Annotated in this window: 16 protein-coding genes; 6 read left to right on the top strand and 10 right to left on the bottom strand. The window is 59.2% G+C overall.

Annotation, left to right across the window (positions count from 1 at the left end; translation table 11 throughout):
• Window position 1 precedes the first annotated feature (1 nt).
• On the bottom strand, window positions 2-844 hold the full coding sequence (locus CER19_RS17750) for a PhzF family phenazine biosynthesis protein (protein ID WP_116667353.1): 843 nt from the start codon (window positions 842-844) through the stop codon (window positions 2-4).
• A gap of 3 nt (window positions 845-847) precedes the next feature.
• Entirely contained in the window at window positions 848-1546 is a 699-nt protein-coding gene (locus tag CER19_RS17745; RefSeq protein WP_116667352.1) for a glutathione S-transferase N-terminal domain-containing protein, read from the bottom strand.
• Between the two features lie 250 nt (window positions 1547-1796).
• Here CER19_RS17745 and CER19_RS17740 point away from each other — a divergent pair, with 250 nt between their 5' ends.
• Window positions 1797-2498: a hypothetical protein gene (locus tag CER19_RS17740; protein WP_034125794.1), complete on the top strand. Its 702-nt coding sequence runs from the start codon at window positions 1797-1799 to the stop codon at window positions 2496-2498.
• 58 nt (window positions 2499-2556) lie between these two features.
• Window positions 2557-3612, top strand: a complete 1056-nt coding sequence (locus CER19_RS17735; RefSeq protein ID WP_032903692.1) for a permease — start codon at window positions 2557-2559, stop codon at window positions 3610-3612.
• 118 nt (window positions 3613-3730) lie between these two features.
• On the opposite strand, the gene mnmH is transcribed toward CER19_RS17735, so the two are convergent.
• The 4 genes from mnmH to CER19_RS17715 all read right to left on the bottom strand — a co-directional run bounded on the left by mnmH (window position 3731) and on the right by CER19_RS17715 (window position 6994).
• Window positions 3731-4834 carry a tRNA 2-selenouridine(34) synthase MnmH gene (gene mnmH, locus CER19_RS17730; protein ID WP_116667351.1) on the bottom strand — a complete coding sequence of 368 codons (1104 nt, stop codon included), beginning with the start codon at window positions 4832-4834 and terminating at the stop codon, window positions 3731-3733.
• A complete protein-coding gene (gene selD, locus CER19_RS17725; protein WP_116667350.1) occupies window positions 4834-5868 on the bottom strand; it encodes a selenide, water dikinase SelD in 1035 nt (344 codons plus the stop codon). Before selD ends, mnmH begins: the two co-directional genes overlap by 1 nt.
• Before the next feature lie 93 nt (window positions 5869-5961).
• Window positions 5962-6711, bottom strand: coding sequence for a TerC family protein (locus tag CER19_RS17720; protein ID WP_116667349.1), 750 nt, complete (start codon window positions 6709-6711; stop codon window positions 5962-5964).
• 31 nt (window positions 6712-6742) lie between these two features.
• Window positions 6743-6994: a hypothetical protein gene (locus CER19_RS17715; RefSeq protein WP_116667348.1), complete on the bottom strand. Its 252-nt coding sequence runs from the start codon at window positions 6992-6994 to the stop codon at window positions 6743-6745.
• Between the two features lie 134 nt (window positions 6995-7128).
• On the opposite strand from CER19_RS17715, the gene nhaR reads away from it, so the two are divergent.
• Window positions 7129-8031, top strand: a complete 903-nt coding sequence (gene nhaR, locus CER19_RS17710) for a transcriptional activator NhaR (protein ID WP_034125797.1) — start codon at window positions 7129-7131, stop codon at window positions 8029-8031.
• A 4-nt stretch (window positions 8032-8035) separates the two neighbouring features.
• On the opposite strand, the gene CER19_RS17705 is transcribed toward nhaR, so the two are convergent.
• A complete protein-coding gene (locus CER19_RS17705) occupies window positions 8036-9190 on the bottom strand; it encodes an MFS transporter (protein ID WP_116667347.1) in 1155 nt (384 codons plus the stop codon).
• 241 nt (window positions 9191-9431) lie between these two features.
• Between CER19_RS17705 and sstT the strand changes: the two genes are divergently transcribed.
• Window positions 9432-10652 (top strand): serine/threonine transporter SstT, encoded by a 1221-nt coding sequence (sstT, locus tag CER19_RS17700; RefSeq protein ID WP_116667346.1) that lies wholly within the window; start codon window positions 9432-9434, stop codon window positions 10650-10652.
• Window positions 10653-10724: 72 nt separating this feature from the next.
• On the opposite strand, the gene CER19_RS17695 is transcribed toward sstT, so the two are convergent.
• Both CER19_RS17695 and CER19_RS17690 read right to left on the bottom strand, forming a co-directional pair.
• A complete protein-coding gene (locus tag CER19_RS17695) occupies window positions 10725-13985 on the bottom strand; it encodes a hypothetical protein (RefSeq protein WP_116667345.1) in 3261 nt (1086 codons plus the stop codon).
• Window positions 13986-14164: 179 nt separating this feature from the next.
• A complete protein-coding gene (locus CER19_RS17690; protein WP_116667344.1) occupies window positions 14165-14674 on the bottom strand; it encodes a DUF1993 family protein in 510 nt (169 codons plus the stop codon).
• Between the two features lie 116 nt (window positions 14675-14790).
• On the opposite strand from CER19_RS17690, the gene CER19_RS17685 reads away from it, so the two are divergent.
• Window positions 14791-15441 carry a YceH family protein gene (locus CER19_RS17685; protein ID WP_116667343.1) on the top strand — a complete coding sequence of 217 codons (651 nt, stop codon included), beginning with the start codon at window positions 14791-14793 and terminating at the stop codon, window positions 15439-15441.
• Between the two features lie 206 nt (window positions 15442-15647).
• On the opposite strand, the gene CER19_RS17680 is transcribed toward CER19_RS17685, so the two are convergent.
• The gene (locus CER19_RS17680; protein ID WP_116667342.1) at window positions 15648-16466 is read right to left on the bottom strand and encodes a shikimate 5-dehydrogenase; all 819 of its coding nucleotides are present in this window, start codon (window positions 16464-16466) and stop codon (window positions 15648-15650) included.
• A 156-nt stretch (window positions 16467-16622) separates the two neighbouring features.
• On the opposite strand from CER19_RS17680, the gene CER19_RS17675 reads away from it, so the two are divergent.
• Window positions 16623-16997: a hypothetical protein gene (locus tag CER19_RS17675; protein WP_019818659.1), complete on the top strand. Its 375-nt coding sequence runs from the start codon at window positions 16623-16625 to the stop codon at window positions 16995-16997.
• The last annotated feature ends 110 nt before the right edge of the window (window positions 16998-17107 follow it).

Below are 17107 nucleotides of genomic sequence, written 5' to 3'. Positions count from 1 at the left end.
TCTACAGCTGTAGACGCCCTTCGATGCACAACGCTACAGCGCCGCCCACCCAGATTTCATCGCCCTGGCGCTCGATATAAATACGCCCCGCTCGCCCAATCGCCGTGCCTTGGCTGACCACGTAACGGCTGGGCGCCAGGCCCTCGGCGAGCAGCCATTGGGCCACGCCGGCATTCAAGCTGCCGGTGGCCGGGTCTTCGGCGGCGCCATCGCCAGCGACAAAAGCGCGCACTTCAAATTGCGCGTCCACCGCATCACGCGTGGGATCACAGGGGGCGATCACCCCTACTGCCAGACCCAGCAGTTGCGCATAGTCCGGTTGCAACGCAAGCACCGCGTCACGATCAGCCAGCATCAGCGCCAGCCAACCCGCACCATTGTCGACCCACTGGCTGCGCACAATCGCCTCGGGCGCCAGCTTCAATGCCAGGCGCACGCGCTCCAGCAATGGCGCCTCCACGGGACCTGCACGCAACAATGGCGGCGCGATAAACGCCAGTTGGTCACCTTGGCGACGAATACGCACCAAGCCGATTTCGCACTCCTGGATAATCTCCTCCCCTCGTGGCACGCCGCCAGCCTGCAACCAGGCATGGCAACTGCCCAAGGTCGGATGCCCGGCGAACGGCAGCTCTTTGAGGGTGGTGAAGATTCTTACCCGATAGTCAGCACGTGGATCGCGCGGCGTCAGTAAAAACGTGGTTTCGCTGAGGTTGGTCCAATTGGCAAAGTCCGCCATCTGCTGGTCGGTGAAGCTATCGGCCCCCAGCACCACGGCCAAGGGGTTGCCTTTGAGCGGCACGCTGCTGAATACATCCAGTTGTTGAAAATCGAAAGTCGGCATGCTTCAGCTCGGAATGTTCAGGCCACGGATCACCGCCGGACGTGCGACAAAGCCGTCCAACGCGCGCAGTACGTTAGGGAAATCGGTAATGCCTACCGCGTCACCGGACTCGTAGAACCCGATCAGGTTGCGAACCCAAGGAAAGGTCGCAATGTCGGCGATGCTGTACTCGTCGCCCATGATCCAGGTTCGGCCCAGCAGGCGCTTTTCCAGCACGCCCAGCAAGCGCCGCGATTCGGCGGCGTAGCGATCACGCGGGCGCTTGTCTTCATACGCCTTGCCGGCGAATTTATTGAAGAACCCCAGTTGGCCAAACATCGGGCCAATGCCGCCTATCTGGAACATCAACCATTGCAGGGTTTCATAGCGCGTGGCCGGGTCTTCGGAGAGCAACTGGCTGGTCTTTTCCGCCAGGTAAATGAGGATCGCGCCGGATTCGAACAGCGCCAGCGGCTGGCCACTTGGGCCGTTGGGGTCGATGATCGCGGGGATCTTGTTGTTGGGGTTCAGGGACAGGAACTCGGGAGACAACTGGTCCTGGGTGTCGAAGTTGACCTTGTGCGCCTCGTAAGGCAGGCCCAATTCTTCGAGCATGATCGACACCTTGACGCCGTTGGGCGTGGGTAGCGAATACAGCTGCAGGCGTTCCGGGTGCTGGGCGGGCCATTTGCTGTTGATCGGGAAAGCGGCGAGTGCGTTCATCGAGAACCCCCTGGACGGAAAGCCCCATCATAGTCATCTGCCTGCCGTCGTGCATGGGTCATCGTTGCGCAACATTTGCCGGCTAGTATCCCGCGTGGGCGAACCAAAGCGCCCGAATGCACTCTTAAGAGCGCCCGAAGAATGAATGGAGGCTGCTTGCTATATCGACAGGGAACACCGCAGGACGCTGACGCGTCACTGGGGCCGGGCTTGTCCGCCTTAACCCGACGCACGAAGACTCGAACCTATCATGAAGATCAAGCCTCTGCGCCTTGTGCCACAACTCAAACGTTATTCCTACATGGTATTGCCGCTGCTGCTGGTCAGCGCTGCCATCGTCACCGCCCTGGACGCCCGTGAAAGCCGTGCGCAACCGGTCGATGGCGTGCAAACCCTGGTATTCCTGCGCCACGGCGAAAAACCGGCCGGTGGCCTGGGCCAACTCAATTGCCAGGGCCTGAACCGCGCCATGAACCTGGCAACCCTGTTGCCGGAAAAATTCGGCAAAGCCAACTATGTGTTCGCTGCCAACCCGACGCGCAACGTCGAGGAAGGCGAACTGGATAACTCCTACAGCTACATTCGCCCACTGATCACCATCAGCCCCAGCGCGATCAAGCTCGGCCTGCCGGTGAATATCGAGTTCTCCGCGAATGACACCAGTGCCCTGGCCGAAGAGCTGGTCGAGGACAAGTACCGCAACGCGACCATCTACACCGCCTGGTCCCATGGTTACTTGCCGGAACTGATCAACAAAGTCGCCAGCGAAGCAGCCGGCGAAAAACACACCATTACCGATGATTGGTCTGGAAATGACTACGACTCCCTGTATGTGCTGACATTGACCTGGCACAACGGCAAGGCCTCGCTGCTCAGCCGCAACTACAAGCAAGGGCTGAATAACGGAGGGGAAAACTGCCCTGACCCGACCCAGGTCAGCGCAGATATCTGAAGCTTGGGCCGCAGGGGCGTATGATGCCGGGCTATCGACTCACCTGCGGATCATCTCCATGTCCAACCTCGCTTCCACCCAGCCCAACCGCGGCTGGGCGTTCTGGTGCAAACCTGCGCTGTTTCTCTTGGTGGCCTGCATCGGCCTCTACTATGTGAAATGGTCGCCCTACTACCTCAAGGCGTTTGTAGCGGCGGACAACCACAGCATTGGCGCCTCGATTCTCAATGACCAGCAAAGCTCGCCCCTCGCAGCGGCGCTGGCCTACGCCCAGGTGTATTTCCTGGCCATCTGGAAAGCCGCCGTACTGGCAGTGATCCTCGGTTCATTGCTGCAGGTATTGATCCCCCGCGACTGGCTGCTACGCCTGTTTGGCCGCGCCGGGCTGGGCTCGACCCTGCGCGGTGGGCTGTTCGCCCTGCCGGGGATGATGTGCAGCTGCTGCGCGGCCCCGGTGGCGGCGGGCATGCGCCGCCAGCAGGTGTCGGTCGGCGCGGCGCTGGCGTTCTGGATTGCCAACCCGGTATTGAACCCGGCCACCCTGGTGTTCATGGGCTTTGTGCTGGGCTGGGGTTTCACCGCGCTGCGGCTGGTGGCGGGGATTGTGCTGGTGGTAGGCGTGTCCCTGGTGGCACAGCGTATTGCGCGCCCGGACCAAGTGCCGGAAGCCGCGCTGGAGGCCGTTGCCGACGTCAGCACGGTGGAGTCGCAACCGTTCCTGAGCCGCTGGTTACGCACGCTGTGGCAGCTGTTCTGGAGCACTATCCCGGTGTATATCCTGGCGGTGCTGATCCTCGGCGCGGCGCGGGTGTGGCTGTTCCCTCATGTGGACGGGGCGATGGCCGACAGCCTGGTGTGGCTGGTGCCGCTGGCGATTGTGGGCACGCTGTTTGTGATTCCGACAGCGGCAGAGATTCCCATCGTACAAACCATGATGGCCCTGGGCATGGGCACCGGCCCGGCCGTGGCCTTGCTGATGACCCTGCCGAGCGTGAGCCTGCCGTCGCTATTGATGCTGCGCAAGGATTTCGACGCGCGGGTGCTGGTGACGGTGGCCGGATTGACCATGCTGGTGGGGGTGGTGTGTGGGTTGATTGGGGCGGTGATTCTTTAGTGATGCGCTAAGGCTGACGGCCCTTTCGCGAGCAAGCCCGCTCCCACATGTTGACTCTGTTCACAAATCAAAATGTGGGAGCGGGCTTGCTCGCGAAGGGGCCCTAGCGATTAACCGATCAACCTCGCCGTACACTGCGCTCACGCAAATACTCCACCACCGCCCCCTGCTCCCCGGCAAACTCGATACGCGCGCCCTTGCTCTCGCGCTGGAACGCATACATCGGGTCGTAATACTCCCGCAGCAAACCTTCAATCCATACCCGATGCAGCTCCACTGCCCCGCAGCGTGCCTGTTCGGCCAGAGCATCCTGCAACACCGCCTGCAACCGTTGGAAACGCTCGCCGCCCAGGCGCTTGTGAATATTGGCCAGGCTCTGGGTCAGGCGCTCGGCAAATAATCGCTGGCCGGTTTCCCCAAACACGTCAATGAACTCGGCGCACAGGTCCACTATGTAATCCTTCAGGATGCGCTCGACACGGCCCTCGACGCTGTCTTCCAGCCACACCATCGGAAACGTCTGCATGCCCTTGTGCAATGGCAGCGGCAGCGCACAGCTGCCGATCATGCGGCTCTCGTCCTCGACCACAAACTGCTCGGTACCACCTGCGCGCTTCTTCAGCAAATCCACCGCCAGGCGATTTTCGAAGTCGATATTGGAGGGTTGCGCCGTGGCGCGCTTGCCGAAGCTGGAACCGCGATGGTTGGCGTGCCCTTCCAAATCCAGGGCATTGCACAGTTGGCCGAGCACTTCGGTCTTGCCGGTACCGGTCATGCCGCCCAGCAGTACGAAATCACACTGGGCAGTCGCCTGCTCCAGGGTCTCCAGCAGGAAGGTGCGCATGGCCTTGTAGCCACCGCCGACGCGGGGGTATTCGATGCCCGCTTCGGTTTTCAACCATTGCTGCACGATCTGTGAACGCAGGCCGCCCCGAAAGCAGTACAGGTAGCCATTGGGGTTAGCCTGGGCAAACTGCGCCCACTGTTCGATGCGCTCGGCCTTGATTGCCCCCGACACCAGTTCATGCCCCAGCACGATCGCCGCTTGCTGGCCTTGCTGCTTGTAACAGGTGCCGACCCGCTGGCGCTCATCGTCGGTCATCAGCGGCAGGTTGATCACCCCGGGGAACGCGCCCTTGGTGAATTCGACCGGCGCGCGGGTATCCATCATCGGGCGGTCGTTGAGGAAAATGTCGCGGTAATCGGTGATATCCGTTGCCATCAAATCACCTCAACCGCGTTGGTCTGTCGCTCCAGCAGCTCACCGATAGGCTCAAGGGCCAGGCCCAGCTCGGCGGCCACGGCGTGGAACTCGGCATCACCTTGCGGGGTAACGGCGATCAGCAGGCCACCGCTGGTCTGGGGGTCGCACAGCACGCGCTTGTGCAGCTCCTGCACACGCCCGAGCTTGCTGGCGTAGCTGTCGAAGTTGCGCAAAGTACCGCCCGGTACGCAGCCCTGGTCCAGGTAGTACTCAACCCCTGGCAGGCGTGGGACTTTTGCATATTCAATGCGGGCCGTCAGGCCACTGCCGTCAGCCATTTCCACCAAGTGGCCGAGCAGACCGAAACCGGTAACGTCTGTCATCGCAGTGACACCGGCCAACTTGCCGAAACGGCTGCCAGGCTTGTTGAGGGTGCACATCCAGTCACGGGCCAGGCCGACGTCGGCCTCGCGCAACTTGCCCTTCTTTTCGGCGGTGGTGAGGATACCGATGCCCAAAGGCTTGGTCAGGTACAACTTGCAGCCGGCAGTGGCAGTGTCGTTGCGCTTCATGTGGCGCTTTTGCACGATCCCGGTAACGGCCAGGCCAAAGATCGGCTCCGGGGCGTCAATGGAATGCCCGCCCGCAAGCGGGATGCCAGCCGCGTCGCACACCGCCCGACCGCCGCGAATCACTTCGCGGGCAATCTCCGGCGCCAACACATTGACCGGCCAGCCGAGAATGGCGATGGCCATCAAGGGATCGCCGCCCATGGCGTAGATGTCGCTGATGGCATTGGTGGCGGCGATGCGGCCGAAGTCGAACGGGTCGTCCACAATCGGCATGAAAAAGTCCGTGGTAGACACCACGCCGCGCTCGTCGTCGATGGCGTATACCGCCGCATCGTCGCGGGAGGCATTGCCCACCCACAGGTTGGGGTCGAGGTTCTGTGCACCGCTGCCCGCAAGGATCACTTCCAGGACCTGGGGCGAAATCTTGCAACCGCAACCCGCACCGGGGCTGTACTGGGTAAGGCGAATCGGCTCGTTCATGGGGGACCTCAAGCTATCAAGTGGGCCGATTCTAGCAGACAGCAAAAGGCCGGCTGGGCTCTTGTGAGCACAGCCGGCCTGTTTGTTCAGCGGTTACTGGCGCGCAGCGAGCAAACGTGCGTGCCGGTTACGCCGGGCGATGTTCAAGCATTCGATCGCCGCCGAGAAGGCCATGGCCGCATACACGTAGCCTTTCGGCACGTGGGCGCCGAAACCTTCGGCGATCAGCGTCATGCCGATCATGATCAAGAAGCCCAGGGCCAGCATCACCACGGTCGGGTTGTCGTTGATGAACTTGGCCAACGGTTCAGCGGCCACCAGCATCACGATCACCGAGACCACCACGGCAATGATCATGATCGGCAAGTGCTCGGTCATGCCCACGGCGGTGATGATGCTGTCGATGGAGAACACCAGGTCGAGCATCAGGATCTGGCCGATGGCAGCGGCAAAGCCGATGGTCACGGTGTTGCTGACGGTTGCCTTCTCTTCAGGCTCCGGGTCCATGCTGTGATGGATCTCGGTGGTTGCCTTCCACACCAGGAACAGGCCGCCGGCGATCAGGATCATGTCCTTCCACGAGAACGCCTGGCCGAACACTTCGAACACCGGTGTCGTCAATTGCACGATGAATGCGATGGTGCTCAACAGGCCCAGGCGCAATATCAACGCCATGCTGATACCAATGCGCCGCGCCTTGGCCCGGTGCTTCTGCGGCAGTTTGTTGGTAAGGATCGAGATAAAGATCAGGTTATCGATGCCCAGCACGATTTCCATGACGATCAAGGTAGCCAGTGCGACCCAGGCGGTGGGGCTGGCGGCCAGTTGTAAAAGGTAATCCATAGGTCAGTCCTGACGTGGTAGTGCTGGGGAATTAGGTTTCTTTGGTGTCGACTTCAGCGGCGTTTTCGGCGTCTTTTTCCTGCTTCTCAGGGCTGATCAAGCCCTGGGTTGCTTCACTCAATGCCTGCTCGGCGGCCTTGTGGGTGTCGTCGATGGCCTGCTTGGCCGACTCGGTGGCTTTGCCCAACACCTGTTGCGCGCTTTTCTCGACTTGATCACAACCGCTGACCACTATCAATGAAAGCGCAAGCAACGACGCCGCGCCCAGGGAATTGAGTTTCATGATGTCTTCCTCGTTAGAACCATTGGGTCCAAGTAGTGGCCCCTCGATAGCGAGGCATTCTATGCAGGCGAACAGTTCAGTAAAATTCGTATTTTTCTCGCGTATACTTCGATTTTCACGAAGTGTAGGCAACCATGCTCAATTATCGACAGCTGCATTACTTCTGGGTGGTGGCCAAAACCGGCAGCATCGTGCGCGCCTGTGAGCAATTGAACCTCACGCCGCAGACCATCAGCGGGCAGATCAGCCTGTTGGAGCAGACCTTCGGTATTGCCCTGTTTCAGCGGGTCGGGCGCCAGCTTGAACTGACCGAAGCCGGGCGTCAGGCGCTGCCCTACGCCGAGCAGATGTTCCAGACCGGCAATGAACTGGAGGCAATGCTGCGCGCCCAGCCTGACGAGCAGCAGATCCCGTTCCGGGTCGGGGTGGCGGATGTGGTGCCCAAGTCCATCGTGTACCGGTTGATCGCCCCGACCATGGAGTTGAGCGAACCGATACGCATCACCTGCCGTGAAGACAAACTCGAACGTTTACTGGCCGACCTGGCGATCCAGCGCCTGGACCTGGTGATTTCCGACAGCCCCATGCCCACGCACTTGGACATCAAGGGCTACAGCCAGAAGCTGGGAGAATGCGGCATCAGTTTTTTCGCCACCCAGGCGTTGGCTGACCAGCATGGGGGTGATTTCCCACAGTGTTTGCAGGGCGCACCGCTGCTGATCCCTGGCGCTGAGACCGTAGTGCGCAGCCGTTTGCAGCGCTGGTTTGCCGAACAGCAGATTCAACCCCGGATCATCGGCGAGTTCGACGACAGCGCCTTGATGCAGGCGTTTGGGCAGTCGGGCAGCGGGATCTTTATCGCGCCCAGCGTGATCGCCGACGAGGTGGTGCGCCAATACGGCGTAGCGCTGATCGGCCAGACCGATGCAGTGACCGAGTCGTTTTATGCGATCTCAGTGGAGCGCAAGGTCAAGCACCCCGGCATTGTGGCAATTACCGAGGGTGCCCGGCGGGAGTTGTTTACCGCCCTGCCCTGATCGCTCAGGCACTGAGCGCCGTGGGTTTGGCGGTCATCAGCCACAATGCGAGCAGGATCGACACCAGGATAAACCCCGAAGCGGCAAACCCCAGGCTGCCCAGGCCCAGGGTGTCGATGACATGCCCGCCCACCATCGCGCCCAGGCCGATGCCGAGGTTGGCGCCGGCGATATTCAGCGACGCGGCAAACGCCGGCGCATGGGGCGCGGCCTTCATCAAGCGCACATGGCTGACCAGAAACATCGCCGCCTGGGTCACGCCCCACACCGCCATCGCCGCGGCCAGGCCGATGGGCGAGTGAATCGCCGGCACCACCGCCACCATGCCCGCGATCATGAACCCGCAGAACACCATGGACGCAATCAACGGATGACGATCCACGGCACGTCCGCCCAGGGAGTTGCCGATCAGCCCGACCGCGCCAAAGCCCATCAGGCACCAGCCCACCAACGTGCCGTCGAAGCCGGCCAGGCGCTCAAGGATATCTGCCAGGTAGGTATAGGCGGTGAACATGCCACTGAACACCAGGATCGACAGCAGGATATGCCCCTGCATCACGGGGCTGCGCAGGATCTTGAATTGCGAGCGCAACGTGGCCTGCTGGTGCTTGGCCGGGGTAACCGGCAGGTAGAGATACAGCAGCAACGCCTTGGCCAGGGCAATCACCGCGAGCACGGCAACCGCGCTGCGCCAGCCGAACATATCGGAAATCAGCGTGCCCACCGGAATACCAAATACGGTGGCGCAAACAATGCCAAAGCCGATTTTTTCAATCGCACGCCCGGCGAACTCAGGGCCGACAATGTCTACCGCCGTTTCGCTGGCCAGGGCCCAGAACACGGGCAAGCCGAGGGCTGGGAGCAAACGGGCCACGGCCATCACCCAAATGTTCGGCGCCAATGCCGCCACGGTATTGGCCGCTGCAAACATGATCAGGATGCTGATAAACAGACACTTGCGTGGGAAGCGCGCGCAGTAGGCGGTGAGGAACGGGCCGAACGCGGCCACGGTGAACGCGAACAGCGTCACCAGCAGCCCGGCCTGGGACACGCTGACGTTCAGGTCCCGAGCAATCGACGGCAACAGGCCGACGATGACGAACTCTGTGGTCAGCACGGTAAAACCGGCGGCTGACAGCAGCAGGATAGGAAACAACATAAAAACTCCACAAACAACGACATCAACGACAGCCCGAAGGGCCCGCTGACGGAGAGGAAAGATGAGAGGGACGAATCTTAACAGAACATGTCTGGATTTGAGCAAGCCCGACTGAAACGGGTGACGGAATGCCGCAGCAAACGAGACGCGTACTACAGCATGCTAGACTTCGCGCCTACTTCCTACAGTGCTTTCTGCCTGCAATGCTGTGCCCTACTAAAAAAACTAGAGACAACTCTTTATGACTGCTGCCCCTTCCCTGTTGCAACGTTTAATGCGCGTCAGCCTGGTCACCCAAATTGTCATCGGCCTGATTGCCGGGATCGTGTTGGCCTTGCTGTTCCCCGAGGCCGCGCGCGCCACCGGTTTTATCGGCAAGGTATTTGTCACGGCGCTGAAGGCTGTCGCGCCGATCCTGGTGTTTGTGCTGGTCATGGCCTCGATTGCCAACCATAAGCATGGCCAGGAAACCCATATCCGCCCGATCCTGTTCCTGTACCTGCTCGGCACCTTTTCCGCCGCCGTGGTTGCAGTGGTCGCCAGCATGTTGTTCCCGTCTGCCTTGGTACTGGTCACCCATGACGCCACGGTAAGCGCGCCCGGCGGTATCGGCGAGGTGCTGCAAAGCCTGCTGCTCAGTGTGGTAGATAACCCGGTCAGTGCACTGATGAACGCCAACTTCATCGGCATCCTGGCCTGGGCCATCGGCATGGGCATCGCCATTCGCCATGCCGGTGAAACCACCCGTACGGTATTGGACGACTTGTCCAACGGCGTCACCCTGATCGTACGCGTGGTCATCCGCTTCGCCCCGCTGGGCATCTTTGGCCTGGTGGCCTCCACCCTGGCCACCTCGGGTTTCGGCGCCCTGCTCGGCTATGCCCAACTGCTGGTCGTGTTGATCGGCTGCATGTTGTTCGTGGCGCTGGTGATCAACCCGGCCATCGTGTTCTGGAAACTGCGTCGCAACCCTTACCCGCTGGTGCTGATGTGCCTGCGCGAAAGCGGCATCACCGCGTTTTTCACTCGCAGCTCAGCGGCGAATATTCCAGTGAACCTGGCGCTGAGCAAACGCCTGGGTCTGCATGAAGACACCTACTCGGTGTCGATCCCGCTCGGTGCCACCATCAACATGGCCGGCGCCGCAATCACCATCACCGTGCTCACCCTGGCGGCTGTGCACACCCTCGGGATTGCCGTGGACCTGCCAACCGCCGTACTGCTCAGCGTGGTCGCGGCCATTTGCGCCTGTGGGGCTTCCGGCGTGGCGGGCGGCTCGCTGCTGCTGGTTCCGCCGGCGTGCAGCCTGTTTGGGATTTCAAGGGAAATCGCCATGCAGGGTGTCGCCGTTGGTTTCATCATCGGCGTGCTGCAGGACTCGGCCGAAACGGCACTCAACTCATCTACCGATGTGTTGTTTACTGCGGCGGCGTGCCTGGGTAAAGAAGATCAGACCGCCTGAATGAGCAAAAGAAAAGCCCGAGCCGTTCACTCAGAACCGACTCGGGCATTTTCGATGACGGCTGAATATCTATCAAGATGGCGAAGTGGCCGCAGTGAATCCCTGAAGGGGCATCCCGTATCGCTCGTTTGTTTGCGGATTGAATCGGTACCACTTACCGGTAACGGTATCTAACTGAGCCATGATCTTCGTCGCATCCTCGCCCGGAGAAGTGCCCACCGTTACATTTTTCGGCTTATGCTGAAAAACCCTGTCAACACTACGGTTAGCCGCAATGATCTTCCAGCCAAGGCTTCCTTTGCCCAGGATCGACGAGAACGTTGTCAGCCCCCTTGTGCCAATGGCTGCCCCGCCCGCAAATGGGTTGGCAGCGCTGATAAGCGCCCGCCCCAGCCTGCCTGTAACCCCCCCACGCCCTAGCTGCCCACCGACCTTCGCGATCTTTGAAATTTTGCCGACCGCGCCTGCACCTGCGACAACAAAACCAAATACGTCAAATGCCAGGAAAGTGAGTCCTTCACCGATCCTCCCCTGCTGAAAACTGTGAAGTGCCGACGCGCCCGGTATCAGTGCACGGGTCACCGCCTGGATTTTTTCGAATTCAGTCACTTCAGTGTCGAACGTGGTGACACCTCTGGCCGCGTTGACCACCGTTTCACGTTCGTCGGCCCTGAAAAAATGGCGTGTGACTGCGTCTGCTATATGCTGCGTTCGCTGCGAATTGAAGGCTTGAGTAGGAGATGAAGTTTGAAGCTTTGATTCTCGCTCTTTACGTTCTGCCGAATCATTGGCATTAATTTCACTGATTTTGGTGTTGGATCGAACTCTGACCTTGGGTTTATTCGTCGCAACGGAGCTCCACTCGCCTTGCAACCCTGTCTTCAGCCCCTCCGCTAAATCTGCGCGATGCTGCAGCCCGCCCGTCGCGGGATTGAATTCGTAAATCCGTTTCTTGCCTTTATGCAGCGTCTCAAGAAATACAGAGCTACTTTTAACTTCTTCAGTCTCTGAAGTATCGTATTGAACCCTATAACCTGCCGATGTAATTGTTTGGGTGACCTTTTCCTCCCCGTAGATTTTCAACGCCCCGTGCTGCAGTGCCTCACGATCCTCCTCAGGCAGCAAAGACATCTGATGTTTAACATTCACGCTCATGGCGTCTTTAAATCCGTCGAAATACTCCACAACCTGCGATTCAAACGCTTCGTTTAAAGATCCCATTTTGTGAACGTCAGCCGCAATTTTTTCAAATGGAACGGCGGGATCATTGGAAAACCATCTGACATGTTGCTGCGGGGCCGAATAGATATCCAATATCGAATAGGGACCTTTTAAATCGCGGTGATTCTCGGTTGGATAGATTGTTTTTTTCTCGAAGTCTATTTTCCCATAGGTTGCCTCGGGAAAACGGGCCTTCAATATACTCAGCCCTAATTCCGAGCGACTATGTAATATCGTGCGTTGCGCTTCTGAAGCAGTTGTCAATAACTCGAAGCGCTCGTTGGCGAGGACGCCGGCACGTTCAATTTCTTCATCCGTATAATTGTTATCCTCCCGTTTTTCGATGGCCCCATCTGCCACTGCCCAATGAATCAACCCCTCTCGCGCCGCCAACGCTTCCACTTGTATCCCGGCAGCATCTATGGGCCTCAAGTCGTCTTTGAGCAACTGCTCATACGTTTTAGTCGCCGCCAGACCTGGAGCGCGCATCTCAGCTTTGGCAACGACCGATTTCAAACTGACCCAACCCGGTGAGCCGTAAGTCACATGATCCGGGACATCTTTGACCAGTAATTCCGGAGCGTGGTGCGACAACAGCAGATAGGCCGCAACAGGAGCGTTACCGCCGTATGACTTGCTCAGATGATCAGTTAGCCCTTTCAGAACAAATGACAGCGGTTTTCCCCAGTTCTCGCGCGCCGACAAATCAAACCCAGCCACCTTGTTCTTTTCGCCCGGTTTCCACAACGCATCCTGATTGAGGCCTATCTGGAGAGCCGAAAGTGCCCAATCTTCAACACTGCCGACCCCCTCGAACTTGTCGCGCAAGGCTTCGCCCAAGGACTGCGCAGCCGGGCTTTGCAAAAGCCTCAAGATCGCTTGTCGGGGATCTTTCAACTCTGCTTCGGACCATTGGATGGTTTGCGTAAGATACCCGAACGCGTTTTGGCTCAATTTCAACTGATCGAATTCAGGCAGCTCCATCGCGTTAAAGGAAACAGCATCGTAGATCGCCTGCTGTTGGGCCGTATCGAGCGGCGTTGGCCACGCTAGCCCCCCGCCAAAATCCTGCTGCGATTGTGGGTACTGAAGTTGTTGTAAACTGTTGCCCATTTCCATTATCTCGGCTTTATTAACCGGATGCTTCCAGCCATTGGCCGTCATGAACTGCAAAAGGTTCACGTGTCGTCCGGCCATGGGTTGGTTATCCAGGTGGAAACCCGAGTCAGGGTCAAGCTTGATCAGTTGGGATTGCAGGTAAGATTGAAATCCGGCATCACGATCATAGGGAGGCCGGTCACTGCTTAGAATGCTGGGATCGTGGCGACGCCAGGATTCTTGCTGATCCAGATAACCGTCTACTCCCACAAGAGCTTTGATCAGGCCAGCGTTGAAGGATTGCAGATCGCGTCTATCGGCAAGTTGTTGCTTTTGCAACATCAGGGTTTCTTCAGAACGCGCCTGACCAACGCCCGACGTCGCAAATGCGTTGTTTTCTTGCAACTCCCGAGCTCGTTTTCGATCTTCGGTTGAATCGTTATGTATCGTCTCTCCGTAAAACTGTGCGATTAACTTGAGGGGTACACTTTCGGCGCGCACGGCTGAGTAGCTTATCCCATCGGGAGCATAGGCTTTCAATGCGGCCATAATTGGCCCTGCGTATAGCGCCCACTGAGGGTGGCCTTTTAAAGTAAGTCGGGCTATCGCTCCATTTTTTTTATTAACGCTCAGCGTCCCGTCAGAGGCGATCTCCATGGTGGTCGGGTCAAAACCCATAGACTTCAGCATATATATAAGGTTCGGGTCTTCAAGTGTATTACGCAACTGTGTACGCCATTGGCCGAGAGACGACGTGTCTGGAATACTCGGAATAATAGTGTGCTCATCACGAGTCCGATCCTCTAGGGCGTCTGCATAGCGGGCGGCCAATTCACTGTCAGCTTGAGCACGGTCAGAGGTTGATAGAACCGCTTCGTTACCGGAAGCCTCTCGACGGGTCCGGCTCGTCGCAAGCGAGCTTGAAGACGAATCCTGGCTGACGGACGTATTGCGTGTGGATTCGAAATAAGCGTTATGGGCTGTCGACGTTAACGCAGAGGAGGAAAGCTGCATTTAGTTTGTGGTCTCCAGGTTCTTCGGTTGAAGGTTTAATAGGTACTCCTGAGTGAGATTTACTGAATATTGGTTGCATCAAGATATGTAACGAAGCATTGGCGAGTAGAAGATCCTGCAAAAAAAAACCGAGGCCGTTCATTTCAGAACACGCCCCGGTTTTTTATTGAAGCGTGAGTTTAGAACGCGCCCATGTAATCGCGCTTGCCCACTTCCACACCGTTATGACGCAGCAGCGCATAAGTGGTGGTGACGTGGAAGAAGAACTGCGGCAGGCCGTAGGTCAGCAGGTAGGACTGGCCGCTGAAGCGCTTCTCTTTCGGGGTGCCGGGGCGGGTGACGATCTCGATGTTTTCCTTGCCGTCGATCTGCTCGGGCTTGATGGTGTCGACAAAGGCCAGGACCTTGGCGATCAGCGCTTGCAGGTCGGCAAAAGTGACTTCGCTGTCTTCGTACTTCGGTACTTCGATCTCGGCCAGGCGTGCCGACACACCTTTGGCGAAGTCCACGGCGATCTGCACCTGGCGCACCAACGGGAACATGTCCGGGAACAGGCGCGCTTGCAACAAGGCATTGGGATCGATGTTCTTGGCGCTGGCGTGGGCTTCGGCTTTGTTCAGCACATCGCTGAGGGCGTTGAGCATTTGCTTGAAGACCGGGATGGAGGCGGCGTACAGGGAAATAGTCATGACAGTCTCACGGTAATGGCGGGGTTGGAACCAGCCGCCATTATAGCCATGCCTGGCGCTTGTCTTTTATTTTTTCAAGCTTAGGCTAAAGGGCTTCACTGCATAGGGAAAGCGCGATGACCGCCGAGCACGACACCGACACCCCTGAGCCGCGCCTGAAAAGCACGGAAATCCGCGTCCTGGGCTGCCTGATCGAAAAACAGGCGACCAACCCGGAAACCTACCCCCTCACCCTCAACGCCTTGGTGCTGGCCTGCAACCAGAAGACCAGCCGCGAGCCGGTGATGAACCTCAGCCAAGGCCAGGTCGGCCAGAGCCTGCGCGCGCTCGAAGGCCAAGGCTTCACGCGCCTGGTGATGGGGAGCCGCGCCGACCGCTGGGAGCACCGTGTGGACAAGGCCCTGGAACTGGTGCCGGCCCAGGTGATCCTGACCGGGCTGCTGTTCCTGCGGGGGCCGCAGACCGTCAACGAGTTGCTCACCCGCAGCGGGCGTATGCATGACTTTGAGGATGCCGAACAGGTTGTGCATCAGCTCGATCGCCTGATTGCACGGGGGTTGGCGCTGCTGGTGCCGCGTCAGGCGGGGCAGCGTGAAGACCGATACACCCATGCGCTGGGGGACCCAGCGGAGATCGAGGCGATTATGACCGCACGGGGGAATCCAGTAGAGCGAAGCGCGGGGGCTGTTTCGGTGGAGCGCATTGAAGAGCTGGAAGCGCGGATTGCCGCACTGGAAGAACGGCTGGCGCAGCTGGAACAGGGATAACGCAGATAAACATGTGGGAGCTGGCTTGCCTGCGATAGCGGTGCATCAATTAAGAATCCATTGGCTGACACAGCCTATTCGCGAGCAAGCCCGCTCCCACAGTTGAATCGCGGGGCGTCCGGTAGATATGGGGCGGCTGTCAGGCCGCCATCGCAGCGATGCGGCGACCCGACAAGCCAACTCCCACAGTGGATTTGGGTAAATCGTTAGCTGCGGGCGAAGGCCACCGCTGCCTCGAACTGCTCTTGCGTAGGCCGCACGCCGGTATAAAGCACAAACTGCTCCAACGCCTGGATAGCGATCACTTCCAGCCCGGTAATCACCCGCTTGCCCTGGGCACGGCCACGCACGATCAACGGCGTTTGCACCGGGATCGCTACCACATCGAAGACCGTCTCAGCCTGATCGATTGCCTCGGCCTCAAACGCCAACGTATCCGCCTCGGCCCCGCCAGTCATGCCGATGGGCGTCACGTTGATCAGCATCTGTGGCCGCAGGCTGCCCAGATCCGCCTGCCACGCGTACCCCAGGTTCCTGGCCAATGCCTGGCCCGCCACCTCATTACGCGCCACGATCACGCCATTGGCGTACCCCCCGTCACGCAAGGCACTGGCGACCGCCTTGGCCATGCCGCCGCTGCCGCGCAGGGCGAAGCTGGACTCCTTGGGCACCGCGTGTTTTTTCAGCAATTGCTCGATGGCGATGTAGTCGGTGTTGTAAGCCTTGAGGTGGCCGTTGGTGTTGACGATGGTGTTCAGGGAGTCGATGGCTTGAACCGAGTCGTCGAGTTCGTCCACCAAGGCAATGGCAGCCTCCTTGAACGGCATGGACCCCCCGCAACCCCGCACACCCAGGGCGCGAATACCGCCGATCGCGCCGGGCAAGTCCTGGCTGCTGAAGGCTTTATAGTAAAAATTCAGACCCAGCTGTTCATACAGGTGGTTATGAAAACGCAGGCCAAAGTTCCCAGGGCGCGCCGACAGTGACATGCACAGTTGGGTGTCCTTGTTGGGGTGCATCTGCATGGATAACTCCTTGAAGTAAGCAAATCGGTACAGACCTTACACAACCTTTACCCATTGGCCGTGCTGTTTTCTCGAAATACGTTGTCTTAAAAGTATCCCCGCGACAATCCTTGAGTCTATTGATTGCAGACCACAAGCGCAGGGGCCAACCGAGGAATGACCATCATGCGTAAACTCCCCAGGATCGCCTTGCTTATCGGCGCACTCGCGATGGCCGGCCAAGCCTCCGCCCACGGTGGTGGTTGGGGTGGCCCGGCCGTGTTCGGTGCGCTTGTCGGCGCAGCGGTAGTCGGCTCTGTGGTTGCCAGCCAGCCGCGTGAGGTGTATGTGCAACAACCGGTGTATGTGCAGCCGCAGCCGGTGTATGCCGCGCCGCCGCCGGTCTACTACGCGCCACCGCCACCGGTGTATGTGCAACAGCAGGTTTACTATCGTCCGGCGCCGGTCTACTACGGCCCACCACGCGGTTATTATGGGCCGCCTCGTGGCTACTACGGCCCGCCCCACGGTTACTACCGCCATGGTTGGTAAGTTTTAACCCCCGTTGACATCCACAGGCCTCGCCCACACGCGGGGCCTTTTTTTGCCTGGGAAGTCCGGATTTATCCTGCCAGTGTCGCTGTGAGAACAACGCACGAGCG

Origin of the sequence: Pseudomonas sp. GL93 (assembly GCF_003408955.1) — a bacterium.
In the GTDB taxonomy this organism is placed as follows: Bacteria; Pseudomonadota; Gammaproteobacteria; order Pseudomonadales; family Pseudomonadaceae; genus Aquipseudomonas; species Aquipseudomonas paracarnis.
This window is presented reverse-complemented; position numbering and strand designations above follow the sequence as displayed.